The organism is Streptomyces sp. DSM 116795, assembly GCF_055792905.1.
This window is the reverse complement of record NZ_CM147707.1, coordinates 6,754,568-6,766,711: the sequence shown is the minus strand read 5'-3', so window position 1 is coordinate 6,766,711 and position 12,144 is coordinate 6,754,568. Positions and strand designations below refer to the sequence as shown.

10 protein-coding genes are annotated in these 12,144 nt (G+C 70.4%); all 10 read right to left on the bottom strand.

Annotated features, from left to right (window positions below):
* Positions 1-132: 132 nt before the first annotated feature.
* On the bottom strand, positions 133-1,344 hold the full coding sequence (gene metK / locus ACSMXX_RS29335) for a methionine adenosyltransferase (RefSeq protein WP_473181674.1): 1,212 nt from the start codon (positions 1,342-1,344) through the stop codon (positions 133-135).
* A gap of 312 nt (positions 1,345-1,656) precedes the next feature.
* A complete protein-coding gene (coaBC, locus tag ACSMXX_RS29330; protein WP_473181673.1) occupies positions 1,657-2,931 on the bottom strand; it encodes a bifunctional phosphopantothenoylcysteine decarboxylase/phosphopantothenate--cysteine ligase CoaBC in 1,275 nt (424 codons plus the stop codon).
* Between the two features lie 98 nt (positions 2,932-3,029).
* On the bottom strand, positions 3,030-3,305 hold the full coding sequence (rpoZ, locus tag ACSMXX_RS29325; RefSeq protein ID WP_028431631.1) for a DNA-directed RNA polymerase subunit omega: 276 nt from the start codon (positions 3,303-3,305) through the stop codon (positions 3,030-3,032).
* A gap of 46 nt (positions 3,306-3,351) precedes the next feature.
* On the bottom strand, positions 3,352-3,948 hold the full coding sequence (gene gmk, locus ACSMXX_RS29320) for a guanylate kinase (protein WP_473181672.1): 597 nt from the start codon (positions 3,946-3,948) through the stop codon (positions 3,352-3,354).
* A gap of 81 nt (positions 3,949-4,029) precedes the next feature.
* The gene (mihF, locus tag ACSMXX_RS29315; protein WP_028431629.1) at positions 4,030-4,353 is read right to left on the bottom strand and encodes an integration host factor, actinobacterial type; all 324 of its coding nucleotides are present in this window, start codon (positions 4,351-4,353) and stop codon (positions 4,030-4,032) included.
* A gap of 420 nt (positions 4,354-4,773) precedes the next feature.
* Positions 4,774-5,691 carry an orotidine-5'-phosphate decarboxylase gene (gene pyrF / locus ACSMXX_RS29310; protein ID WP_473181671.1) on the bottom strand — a complete coding sequence of 306 codons (918 nt, stop codon included), beginning with the start codon at positions 5,689-5,691 and terminating at the stop codon, positions 4,774-4,776.
* Positions 5,688-6,830 (bottom strand): quinone-dependent dihydroorotate dehydrogenase, encoded by a 1,143-nt coding sequence (locus ACSMXX_RS29305; protein WP_473181670.1) that lies wholly within the window; start codon positions 6,828-6,830, stop codon positions 5,688-5,690. Before ACSMXX_RS29305 ends, pyrF begins: the two co-directional genes overlap by 4 nt.
* 157 nt (positions 6,831-6,987) lie before the next feature.
* Positions 6,988-10,317, bottom strand: a complete 3,330-nt coding sequence (gene carB / locus ACSMXX_RS29300; protein ID WP_473181669.1) for a carbamoyl-phosphate synthase large subunit — start codon at positions 10,315-10,317, stop codon at positions 6,988-6,990.
* On the bottom strand, positions 10,310-11,494 hold the full coding sequence (gene carA, locus ACSMXX_RS29295; RefSeq protein WP_473185025.1) for a glutamine-hydrolyzing carbamoyl-phosphate synthase small subunit: 1,185 nt from the start codon (positions 11,492-11,494) through the stop codon (positions 10,310-10,312). The genes carB and carA overlap by 8 nt, the downstream gene beginning before the upstream one ends.
* Positions 11,494-12,120, bottom strand: coding sequence for a PH-like domain-containing protein (locus ACSMXX_RS29290; RefSeq protein ID WP_473185024.1), 627 nt, complete (start codon positions 12,118-12,120; stop codon positions 11,494-11,496). Before ACSMXX_RS29290 ends, carA begins: the two co-directional genes overlap by 1 nt.
* Positions 12,121-12,144: the final 24 nt, after the last annotated feature.

The window sequence follows — 12,144 nt, the reverse complement described above, 5'->3', positions numbered from 1 at the left end:
GTCATAGCAGACGGCTCGGACATGACGACCGGGCGGCGGCCTGCCTCGGTGGGCCGACACACGACGAGGCCCGGCCGCCCCCGGAGGGGCGGCCGGGCCGTGAGTCCGTGCGCAGCGGTACGGGCGGGCTGCTTACAGCCCGGCGGCCTTGCGCAGCGCGTCCACGCGGTCGGTGCGCTCCCAGGTGAAGTCCGGGAGCTCACGGCCGAAGTGGCCGTACGCAGCGGTCTGGGCGTAGATCGGACGGAGCAGATCCAGGTCGCGGATGATCGCGGCCGGGCGGAGGTCGAAGACCTCGCTGATCGCCTGCTCGATCTTCTCGACGTCGATGGCGGCGGTGCCGAAGGTCTCGACGAAGACGCCCACCGGCTCGGCCTTGCCGATCGCGTAGGCGACCTGGACCTCACAGCGGGTGGCGAGCTCTGCCGCGACGACGTTCTTGGCGACCCAGCGCATCGCGTATGCCGCCGAGCGGTCGACCTTGGAGGGGTCCTTGCCGGAGAAGGCGCCGCCGCCGTGGCGGGCGTAACCGCCGTAGGTGTCGACGATGATCTTGCGGCCGGTGAGGCCGGCGTCGCCCATCGGGCCGCCGATCTCGAAGCGGCCGGTGGGGTTGACCAGCAGCCGGTAGGCGCTGGTGTCCAGCTTCACGCCGTCCTCGTCGACGAGGCGCTTCAGCTCCGGCTCCACGACGTACTCGCGGATGTCGGGAGCGAGCAGCGAGTCGAGGTCGATGTCCGCGGCGTGCTGCGAGGAGACCACGACGGTGTCGAGACGGACGGCCTTGTCGCCCTCGTACTCGATGGTGACCTGCGTCTTGCCGTCCGGGCGCAGGTAGGGAATCGTCCCGTTCTTGCGCACTTCGGACAGCCGCTCCGAGAGCCGCTGGGCGAGCTGGATGGGCAGCGGCATGTACTCGGCGGTCTCGTCGCAGGCGTAGCCGAACATCAGGCCCTGGTCGCCCGCGCCCTGCTTGTCGAGCTCGTCCTCGTCGCCCTCGACCCGGTTCTCGTACGCGGTGTCGACGCCCTGCGCGATGTCCGGGGACTGCGCGCCGATGGACTCCGAGACGCCGCAGGAGGCACCGTCGAAGCCCTTCTTCGAGGAGTCGTATCCGATGTCAAGGATCTTGTTGCGCACCAGCGAAGAGATCGGTGCGTAGGCCTTGGTGGTCACTTCACCGGCGACGTGCACCAGGCCGGTGGTGATCAGAGTCTCGACGGCGACCCGCGAGTGCGGGTCCTCCTTGAGCAGCGCGTCGAGGATGGTGTCGCTGATCTGGTCAGCAATCTTGTCAGGGTGACCCTCGGTCACGGATTCCGAGGTGAACAGACGGCGGGACACATCGCTCCCTGGGGTTGCAGCGGCTGCTGGCTATTCATGGGCGGACCGGTCGGGGGCTGCCTCAAGCAGTGACTCGAGCTGTGACTCGAGGTCGGGCCCAAGCACGGTCCGCCGCCAGTTTATCCATCTACGGCCGCATCCAATCACGTCGTCTCGAACTTCGATACCACGGTGACCTGCGTAACCCTGTCCCGAGCGGGACCCGAGGCGCTCTTGACGCGTTCGCGGACGAGCGGCCACCTCGTGACATATCACACAAGCCGGACTCACCGGAACCCTTGGTTCCGCCCAGCTCCCGTGCCCTCGTCCGGATCAGGGAAATCGCAGTGCGACCAGGTCCCAAACCGTATCGGACAGCTCTTCCTTGGGGCCGTACGGGACCGGGGTCTCGCTTCCGTCCGCGGCCAGCACCACGGCTTCGCTCTCCTCCGTTCCGAAAGTCTTGCGCTCCCCCACCTCGTTCACGACGAGCAGATCGCAGCGCTTGCGCGCGAGCTTGGCGCGGCCGTTCGCGAGGACGTCGTCGGTCTCGGCGGCGAAGCCGACCACGATCTGTCCCGCGCGCGGACGGTCGGTGGACAGTTCGGCGAGGATGTCCGGGTTACGGACGAGGGCGACCGGGTCGGGATCGACGCCGCTGCGCTTCTTGATCTTGCCGGAGGCGTAGACGGCGGGCCGGAAGTCCGCGACGGCGGCCGCCATCACCACGGCATCGGCGTCAGCGGCGGCCTTGACGACCGCCTCGCGCAGCTGCACGGCCGTCTCCACGGGCACCACGTCCACGCCCGCGGGAGCCGGGAGCGCGCTGTTCGCCGCGATCAGGGAGACGCGCGCTCCGCGAGCCGCGGCGGTACGGGCCAGCGCATAGCCCTGCTTGCCCGAGGAACGGTTGCCCAGGAACCGTACGGGGTCGAGTGGTTCGCGCGTACCGCCGGCGCTGACCACCACGTGACGCCCGGCGAGGTCGGCGGGCACCTCCGCGCTCGCCCGGCTCAGCACGCGCCGGCACAGCTCGAAGATGCTCTCGGGATCCGGGAGGCGCCCCTTGCCCGTGTCGGCCCCCGTCAGACGTCCGACGGCCGGCTCGATGACGAGGCAGCCGCGGCGGCGCAGCGTGGCGACGTTCTCCTGCGTGGCCGGGTGCTCCCACATCTCGGTGTGCATGGCGGGTGCGAAGACAACCGGACATCGTGCGGTGAGAAGCGTGTTGGTGAGCAGGTCGTCCGCGAGGCCGTGCGCCGCCTTGGCGAGGACGTCGGCTGTGGCGGGGGCGACCACGACCAGGTCGGCGGTCTGCCCGATCCGTACGTGCGGGACCTCGTGGACCGAATCCCACACGTCTGTCGCCACGGGCTGTCCGGACAGGGCCGCGAAGGTGGCCGCCCCCACGAAGCGCAGGGCGGACTCCGTCGGCACCACCCGCGTCCCGTACCCGCTCTCCGTCAGGCGGCGCAGCAGCTCACACGCCTTGTACGCGGCGATGCCGCCGGTGACTCCCAGTACGACCCTGGACCGCTCTGCTGGCGCTGCTCCATCGCTCGCCTCTCCCCACGAGAGCCCGTCCGTCCGGGCTGGTCTGCCCTGCATCTGCGTTTCCGCTTTCCCGCACATGACACACCACGGGCCCGGCAGCCGCGCTGCCGGGCCCGTGTGAAGCCGGATCCTGCCGAGCTCGACGAGAGCTGTTACTGCGTGACCGGCACGTCGACGGCCTCGGAGGTCAGCAGCCCCGCGTTGATCTCGCGGAGAGCGATCGAGAGCGGCTTCTCGTGGACGTGGGTGTCCACCAGGGGGCCCACGTATTCGAGGAGGCCCTCACCGAGCTGCGAGTAGTACGCGTTGATCTGCCGCGCGCGCTTCGCCGCGTAGATCACCAGGCTGTACTTCGAGTCGGTGGCTTCGAGCAGCTCATCAATCGGCGGGTTGATGATGCCCTCGGGCGTGGAGATGGAAGAGGACACGCTCTGCCTTCCGGAGGGTGTGTGAAGGTCGGAAAAAGATCAAGAATCAAGCGATCCGCATCAAGGCTAGCAGCTCGGCACTGACGTCCTCGACCGAGGTATTGACAAGGGTCACATCGAACTCTTCTTCTGCCGCCAGCTCGGTACGGGCGACGGCGAGGCGGCGCTCGATCACCTCGGGAGCCTCGGTGTCGCGGCCGGTCAGGCGGCGTACGAGCTCCTCCCAGCTGGGGGGAGCGAGGAAGACGAGCCGGGCCGAGGGCATCGCCTGCTGCACCAGCCGCGCACCTTGGAGATCGATCTCCAGCAGGACGAGCTCGCCGCGCTCGAGATGCTCCAGTACGGCGCCGCGGGGGGTCCCGTAGCGGTTGCCCGCGAATTCCGCCCACTCCAGCAGCTCGCCGTTGGCGACCAGCTTGTCGAACCTCTCGTCGTCCACGAAGAAGTAGTGCACACCGTGCACCTCGCCGGGGCGCGGTCTGCGCGTCGTGGCGGAGACGGACAGCCAGACCTCGGGGTGGGCCTTGCGCAGATGCGCGACGACCGTGCTCTTGCCGACGCCCGAAGGGCCGGAGAGCACGGTCAGCCGCGGCGTGCCGGCGGGAGGTTCGGGGGTGGCCCCCCGGGGTGCTGCTGTACTCATGCAGCGATTATCCCGGTTTTCGGCGGTGCCTTGCCACCACGGCACCGCAGGCCGCAGCCCACGGTGCCGTGCAGTGCGAGGTCAGGCGGACGCACCGCCGAACTCCCGCTCCAGAGCGGCGATCTGGTTGGAGCCGAGGCCGCGCACGCGACGGCTCTCGGAGATCCCGAGACGCTCCATGATCTGCTTGGCGCGGACCTTGCCGACGCCTGGGAGACTCTCCAGGAGAGCGCTGACCTTCATCTTGCCGATGACGTCGTTCTCCTGGCCCTGTTTGATCACATCGTGAAGGGTCGCGCCGGAGTGCTTCAGCCGGTTCTTGACCTCGGCGCGCTCCCGGCGAGCCGCGGCGGCCTTTTCGAGCGCGGCTGCGCGCTGTTCAGGGGTAAGGGGCGGAAGAGCCACGCCTACGTCACCTCAGTTAGAACTGTCGGAAATGGATTCGGTGAGGAACCTCGCAGCCCCGCATGGGCGGAGCCGACGAGCAACGCGCCTGTTCACGCTGCTCCCGACGGAGACTAGCGGGCGACAGCGCCTGAGTCAGCGAGAACTGCGGAAAAGTCCTGGTCAGACTCCAGCCGATCGGTGCATACAGGGACAAAACGTCCCAGTTTTTTGCCCAACTGCGCGTTTTTTCACGGGCGTCGGCGTTCGGATACCGCATCTCCGCAGGTACGGCGCGGGTACGGGGCAGCCGGAGAAGCGGAGTTGTGAAGGGGCACCCGGGGCGTGTGACGGCCGCTTCAGGCGGGCGGATTCACACCGGCCGGCCGGTACGGTTCCCCGCTCCGTGTAGCTCGCAGGGCTCGGTGGGGTCGCACGGCTTCACGCGACCGCTTCGGCCATGAGACCGGCTTCGCGGGCTGCCGCCTCGCGCAGCGCCGCGGACGACGGCCCGTGCCGCAGCACTCCCCTGCTGATGCTCGGCAGGACGTTGCCCACCGCCGCGCCGAAGACCCCCGGCAGATCGCCGGCGGTGGCGCCCTGGGCCCCGATACCGGGGGCGAGCAGTGCTCCGCCCATGTCGAGGTCCACGCCCAGTTCGCCCAGCGTGCCGCCGAGGGTGGCTCCGACGACCGCGCCGAAAGAACCGAGCGGGGCTTCGCCGGCGTTCTCAGCCGCGAGGTGTTCCAGCACGGTGGCCGCGACGGTGCGGCCGTCGCCCCGTACCGCGTGCTGCACCTCGGCTCCCTCCGGGTTGGAGGTCAGGGCGAGCACGAAGAGCCCGCACCCCGCCGCACGGGCACGGTCGAGTGCCGGACGCAGCGAGCCGAAGCCCAGATACGGGCTGACGGTCAGCGCGTCGGAGAAGAGAGGGGAGGACGGGTCGAGGAAGGCGTCGGCGTAGGCGGCCATGGTCGATCCGATGTCACCGCGCTTGGCATCCATGACGACCAAGGCCCCCGCGTCCCGGGACTCGGCGACGGCACGTTCCAGGACGGCGACGCCGCGGGATCCGAACCGTTCGAAGAAGGCGGACTGGGGCTTGAGCACGGCGACCCGGTCCGCAAGCGCCTCCACGACCGTGCGCGTGAAGCGTTCGAGGCCGGCGATGTCGTCGCCGAGCCCCCATTCGGCGAGCAGAGCGGCGTGCGGGTCGATGCCGACGCAGAGCGGGCCCCGTTCGTCCATCGCGCGGCGGAGCCGGGCGCCGAATGGCTTCCGGCGGACCGCGCTCCGGGGGTTCGCGGTGCTCGGGTCCGCGGTATTCGGGTCCGCGGTGTTCGGGTCCGCCGGGATCATGCGGCTTCGGCCTTCCTGTGTCCGGCGCCGACTGCCTCGGCGAGAGTGTCGTACGGGCTGGCCGCGAGCCGCGCCGCCAGTCCCTCGTGCAGTTTCCGCGGCCAGCCGGGGCCCTCGTAGACGAAGGCGCTGTAGCCCTGTACGAGCGTGGCACCGGCGAGGATGCGCTGCCACACGTCCTCGGCCGTGCTGATCCCGCCGACGCCGACGAGGGTGACGCGGCCGCCGACCCGCGCGTACAGGCGCCGCAGCACCTCCAGCGACCTGGACTGGAGCGGGGCGCCGGAGAGGCCGCCGGTCTCCGCGGTGGCCGACGGGCCGGAGGTCAGGGCGAGGCCCTCGCGGGCGACGGTGGTGTTCGTGGCGATGATTCCGTCGAGTCCGAGCTCGACTGCCAGGTCTGCGACGGCGTCGACGTCCTCGTCCGCGAGGTCGGGCGCGATCTTCACCAGGAGCGGCACGCGGCGCCCGGGGACGGCCTCGTCGGCGGCCTCCCGTACGGCGGCGAGCAGCGGGCGGAGCGACTCGGTGGCCTGGAGGGCGCGCAGACCGGGGGTGTTGGGCGAGGAGACGTTGACGACGAGGTAGTCGGCGTGCGCGGCGAGCCGCCGCGCGGAGGTGACGTAGTCGGCGGCGGCCTCCTCCTCCGGAACCGCCTTGGTCTTGCCGATGTTGACGCCGACCACCGGCCCGCCGTTGCCGCCGGATCCGCCGGTGCCGCCGCGGCGGCCGGCACGGGCCGCGAGCCGGGCGGCGACCGCGGCAGAGCCGTCGTTGTTGAACCCCATGCGGTTGATCAGGGCACGGTCCGGCACGAGCCTGAACAGCCGCTTGCGCGGATTGCCGGGCTGCGCCCGTCCGGTGACGGTGCCGACCTCGATGTGGTCGAAGCCCAGCATCGCCAGTCCGTCGACGCCCTCGGCGTTCTTGTCGAAGCCGGCGGCGAGCCCGAAGGGCCCCGGCATGCTGCGTCCCAGGGCGTGCACCCTCAGCTCCTCGTGGCGCGGAGCGAAGCGGGCGGCGAGCAGACCGCGCACCACCGGCAGCCGTGCGGCGAGACGGATCAAGGCGAAGGCCACCCGGTGGGCCTTCTCCGGGTCCATCCGCGCGAACACGGTCTTGAAGAGCAGGGAGTACATGGCGGGCCGGGCCTTCGTGTGCGTACGGGCGGTGGGGTCGGCGGGGATAGGCGGGGATCGGGGATCGGGGATCGGGAGGGCTCGGGGACGGGACGGGGAGTCCGGCCCGGCCGGGCAGTCGGTCGCTCTGACCGCGCGGTCCGGCCGGACCGGCGGGTCAGCCTGACCCGCGGGCCGCCGTGAGGTGGTCCGCATGGTCCTGGAGCGAGCGGACCCCGACCTCGCCGCGCGCCATCGCCTCGATGCCCTGCACCGCCGCGGCGAGCGCCTGGACGGTGGTGAGGCAGGGGACGGCGCGGGCGACGGCGGCGGTGCGGATGTCGTATCCGTCCAGGCGCCCGCCCGTGCCCCAGGGGGTGTTGACGATGAGGTCGATGTGCCCGTCGTGGATCAGCTGGACGATGGTGGGCTCGCCGTCCGGGCCGGGCCCCTGGCTGTGCTTGCGTACGACGGCGGCGTTGATGCCGTTGCGCCTGAGGACTTCCGCCGTACCGGACGTGGCCATCAACTCGAAGCCCATGGCGGCGAGTTCACGCGCCGGGAAGATCAACGACCGCTTGTCGCGGTTGGCGACGGAGACGAAAGCGCGGCCCTTGGTGGGCAGCGCACCGTACGCAGCCGCCTGGGACTTGGCGTAGGAGGTGCCGAAGACCGCGTCGATGCCCATGACTTCGCCGGTGGAGCGCATCTCCGGTCCGAGGACGGTGTCCACGCCCCGGCCCTGCACGTCGCGGAAGCGGGTCCAGGGCAGCACGGCCTCCTTGACGGAGATCGGCGCGTCCAGCGGCAGATCGCCGCCGTCACCGGTGGCCGGCAGCATGCCCTCGGCGCGCAGCTCCGGGACGGTGGCGCCCAGTGAGATGCGGGCCGCGGCCTTGGCCAGTGGAACCGCCGTGGCCTTGGAGGTGAAGGGGACGGTGCGGGAGGCGCGGGGGTTGGCCTCCAGTACGTAGAGGATGTCCCCGGCCATCGCGAACTGGATGTTGATCAGCCCGCGCACGCCCACGCCGCGGGCGATGGCCTCCGTCGAGGCGCGCAGGCGCTTGATGTCGTGCCCGCCGAGGGTGATGGGCGGCAGCGCGCAGGCGGAGTCGCCGGAGTGGATACCGGCCTCCTCGATGTGCTCCATGACGCCCCCGAGGTAGAGCTCGTGGCCGTCGTACAGCGCGTCGACGTCGATCTCGATGGCATCGTCGAGGAACCGGTCGATGAGCACGGGGTGTTCGGAGATCAGGCCGGCATGGCGCTCCAAGTAGGCGGCGAGCGCTGCCTCGTCGTAGACGATCTCCATGCCGCGTCCGCCGAGCACGTACGAAGGACGCACCATCACCGGGTAGTTGATGCCGGAGGCGATCTCCCGCGCCTGGTCGAAGGAGTACGCCGTGCCGTACTTGGGCGCCGGCAGCCCCGCCTCCTCCAGCACCCGGCCGAAGGCCCCGCGCTCCTCCGCGAGATTGATCGCCTCGGGCGAAGTGCCCACGACCGGCACGCCGTTGTCCTTCAGCGCCTGAGCCAGGCCCAGCGGCGTCTGGCCGCCGAGCTGGACGAGTACGCCCGCGACAGGCCCGGCGGCCTGCTCGGCGTGGACGATCTCCAGCACGTCCTCCAGAGTGAGCGGCTCGAAGTAGAGCCGGTCGGAGGTGTCGTAGTCGGTGGAGACCGTCTCCGGATTGCAGTTGACCATGACGGTCTCGTAGCCGCCCTCAGGAGTCGGCGCAGCACCCAGCGCGAAGGAGGCGTGCACGCAGGAGTAGTCGAACTCGATGCCCTGGCCGATGCGGTTGGGACCGGAGCCGAGGATGATCACGGCTGGCTTCTCGCGTGGTGCGACCTCGTTCTCCTCGTCGTAGGAGGAGTAGAAGTAGGGCGTTCGGGCGGCGAATTCGGCGGCGCAGGTGTCGACCGTCTTGTAGACGGGACGGATGCCCAGCGCGTGCCGCACCTCGCGCACGACGTCCTCGCGCAGGGACCGTACGGCCGCGATCTGGGCGTCCGAGAAGCCGTGCCGCTTGGCGCCGGACAGCAGCGCGGGGCTCAACTCCCGTGCCTCGGCGAGCTCCTCGGCGACCTCGTGGATCAGGAAGAGCTGGTCGGTGAACCAGGGGTCGATCTTCGTGGCGGCGAAGATCTCCTCCTGCGTCGCCCCGGCACGGATAGCGTCCATCACGGTGTTGATCCGCCCGTCGGTGGGGCGGGCGGCCTGCCTCAGCAGCGCGCTCTTCTCCCCCACCGGGGAGGTGAAGTCGAACTGGCTGCCCTTCTTCTCCAGTGAGCGCAGCGCCTTGTTCAGCGCCTCGGGGAAGTTGCGGCCGATGGCCATCGCCTCGCCCACCGACTTCATCGTGGTGGTGAGGGTGTCGTCCGCGCCCGTGAACTTCTCGAAGGCGAACCGCGGCGCCTTGACCACCACGTAGTCCAGCGTCGGCTCGAACGAGGCGGGAGTCTGCTCCGTGATGTCGTTGGGAATCTCGTCGAGCGTGTAGCCCACCGCCAGTTTCGCCGCGATCTTGGCGATGGGGAATCCGGTGGCCTTGGAGGCGAGCGCCGAGGAGCGCGAGACCCGTGGGTTCATCTCGATCACGACGACCCGCCCGTCGGACGGGTCGACGGCGAACTGGATGTTGCAGCCGCCGGTGTCGACACCGACCTCGCGGATCACGGCGATGCCGATGTCCCGGAGAATCTGGTACTCCCGGTCGGTGAGTGTCATCGCCGGTGCCACGGTGATGGAGTCACCGGTGTGCACGCCCATCGGGTCGAAGTTCTCGATGGAGCAGACGACCACGACGTTGTCGTGCTTGTCGCGCATCAGCTCCAGCTCGTACTCCTTCCACCCGAGGATCGACTCCTCCAGCAGCACCTCGCTCGTCGGGGAGAGCGCCAGCCCCTGCCCGGCGATGCGCCGCAGTTCCTCCTCGTTGTGCGCGAAGCCGGAGCCCGCGCCGCCCATCGTGAACGACGGCCGTACGACGACGGGGTAGCCGCCCAGGCCCTCGACCCCGGCAAGCACCTCGTCCATGGAGTGGCAGATGACTGAACGGGCGGACTCCCCGTGGCCGGTGCGCTCGCGCACCGCCTCGACGACCTCCTTGAACTGGTCGCGGTCCTCGCCCTTGTTGATGGCCTCGACGTTCGCGCCGATCAGCTCCACGCCGTACTCGGCCAGCGTTCCCGCCTCGTCCAGCGAGATCGCCGTGTTGAGCGCGGTCTGGCCGCCCAGGGTCGGCAGCAGCGCGTCGGGGCGCTCCTTCGCGATGATCTTCTCGACGAACTCCGGTGTGATCGGCTCGACGTACGTCGCATCCGCGATCTCCGGATCGGTCATGATCGTCGCCGGGTTGGAGTTGACGAGGATCACCCGCAGCCCTTCCGACTTCAGCACCCGGCAGGCCTGCGTGCCGGAGTAGTCGAACTCGGCCGCCTGACCGATCACGATCGGGCCCGAGCCGATCACCAGAACGGACTCGATGTCGGTGCGCTTAGGCACGCCGGTCCTCCAAGTGCGGGTTGGTGCTGCTGTGCTGGCGCTGCTCGTCCATGAGCGCGGTGAAGCGGTCGAAGAGGTAGGCGGCGTCGTGCGGTCCGGCCGCCGCCTCGGGGTGGTACTGGACGCTGAAGGCGGGCCGGTCCAGCAGCCGCAGCCCTTCCACCACGTCGTCGTTGAGGCAGACGTGGGAGACCTCGGCGCGTCCGTACGGGGTGTCGGAGACCGTCCCCAGCGGCGCGTCGACCGCGAACCCGTGGTTGTGCGCGGTGACTTCGACCTTTCCGGTGACCCGGTCCTGGACGGGCTGGTTGACCCCTCGGTGCCCGTACTTGAGCTTGAACGTGCCGAAGCCCAGGGCGCGTCCGAGGATCTGGTTGCCGAAGCAGATGCCGAACAGCGGCGTGCCGCGCTCCAGCACCGCGCGCATCAGGGCGACGGGGTGTTCGGCCGTGGCGGGATCGCCGGGCCCGTTGGAGAAGAACACGCCGTCCGGTTCGACCGCGTAGATGTCCTCCGCGCTCGCGTCCGCCGGCAGCACATGGACCTCTATGCCGCGCTCGGCCATGCGGTGCGGCGTCATGCCCTTGATCCCGAGGTCGACGGCGGCGACGGTGAAACGTTTTGTGCCGTGCGCCGGCACCACGTATGCCTCCCGCGTCGCCACCTCGCCGCACAGGTCGGCGCCCGTCATCGCCGGAGCGGAACGCACCCGTTCCAGCAGCCCCGCCACGTCGGACGAGACGGCGTCCCCGGAGAAGATCCCGGCGCGCATCGCGCCCCGCTCGCGCAGGTGCCGCGTGAGAGCGCGGGTGTCGACGCCGCTGATGCCGACGACGCCCTGCGCGGTCAGCTCCTCGTCAAGGGTGCGCACGGAGCGCCAGTTGGAGGGCCTGCGGGCCGGGTCGCGTACGACGTATCCGGCGACCCAGATGCGCCCGGACTCCGGATCCTCGTCGTTGACGCCGGTGTTGCCGATGTGCGGGGCGGTCATCACGACCACCTGACGGTGGTAGGAGGGGTCGGTGAGGGTCTCCTGGTATCCCGTCATCCCGGTGTTGAAGACGGCTTCCCCGAAGGTCTCCCCCACCGCGCCGTACGCGCGTCCGCGGAAGCTGCGGCCGTCCTCCAGAACGAGTACGGCCGGACTCCCGGCGGCCGGCCGGTCGGTGCTCGTCATCATGTGTCCCTCTCAGGGGTCGCCACGGGCTGTTGGTGCGGGCCGGCGACGCCGCTGTCGCCGGATGCGAGTGCTTCGAGCCGCTCCGCCCAGGCCGCGTGCCCGTGTGCGCGGTCGAAGCGGAAGCCGGAATCGATGCGCCGGTCGCCGAGCTGCCAGGTGATCACCAGCAGCCCGCCCTCGGTGAGGACCTTGCCGGCGATGCCCTTGTCCAGGCGGGCGCCGCGCAGCTGCCGGGCCGGGATGAGGAAGTCCTTCGCTCCGGGCCGTACGACATGGACGCCCGTTTCCGTCAGCGTGAGTTCGGCGCGGCTGCGGGTGCCCAGGCCGTGCGCGACGATCCGGTCCAGCCACTGCCCGGCCGTGGTGGAGCCGTGGTAGCGCCCGTCCGCGTGCAGCAGGACATCGCCGGTCTTCTCCGGCGCGGGCGGCGTGGACGGTTCGGGCAGATCGCCCTGGAGGGTGCCGCGCCACTTCCAGCCCTGCCGCATCAGCCAGTACAGCAGTGCGACGAAGAGCAGCAGCCCGACGACCCAGCCGATGCGCGCCGCCCAGTCGGTGACCTCCTGCGACCTCGGCTCGGCCGCCAGCGCGGCGGCCGGGCCCCGGGCCAGGCCGGCGGCCAGGTCTGCGCCCGGCGATGCGAGAGA